The 708-nt window shown below is 68.8% G+C and carries 1 protein-coding gene; it reads left to right on the plus strand.

What is annotated here, in order from left to right; genetic code table 11:
- Nucleotides 1–701 (plus strand): IS30 family transposase (locus ACLQ27_RS32145; RefSeq protein ID WP_425870257.1); only part of this gene is annotated, 701 nt, incomplete at its 5' end.
- Nucleotides 702–708 lie beyond the last annotated feature (7 nt).

A 708-nucleotide genomic window follows, 5' to 3' on the forward strand; every position in this document is an offset into this window, starting at 1 on the left:
AGATGTGGGTGTCGCACGAGACGATTTATCAGGCGATCTACCTGCAGGCGCGGGGGAACTTGCGGGCGGAGTTGACGCGGCAGGTGGCGTTGCGTTCGGGTCGGGCGGCTCGCCGTCGTCGGGCGGCGCCGGCCGGGGCGGTGCGCTCGGCGCGGCCCTGGATTGATCTGCGTACCGCTGACCGGCCGGCGGAGGTCGCCGACCGGGCGGTGCCGGGTCACTGGGAGGGTGATCTCCTTGAGGGGGTCCGTCGGGGTGGGCGCGGTGGTTCCGCGATCGCCACGCTGGTGGAACGCGCCACCCGGTTCGTGATTTTGGTCGGGCTGCCCGAGGGCAAGGTCTCCGAACACGTCGTGTCCCAACTGGCGGCGGCGATGACCTGGCTCCCGCAACGGTTGAGGGCCTCGCTGACCTGGGACCAGGGCGTCGAGATGGCCCGACACCGCGACTTCACCATCGCCACGGACTGCCCGGTCTACTTCTGCGACCCACACAGCCCCTGGCAGCGGGGCAGCAACGAGAACACCAACGGGCTGCTACGCCAATACTTCCCCAAAGGCCAATTCGACTTCACCACCATCGACCAAGCCGGCCTCGACCACGTCGCCGACGAACTCAACGACCGCCCCCGCATGACCCTCGGCTGGGCCACCCCCGGTGAGAAAATGGCCCAGCTACTCGGTGTTGCAACCACCGGTTGAGCCCGCC

It is taken from the genome of Micromonospora sp. DT63 (assembly GCF_049841615.1).
Taxonomy (GTDB): domain Bacteria; phylum Actinomycetota; class Actinomycetes; order Mycobacteriales; family Micromonosporaceae; genus Micromonospora.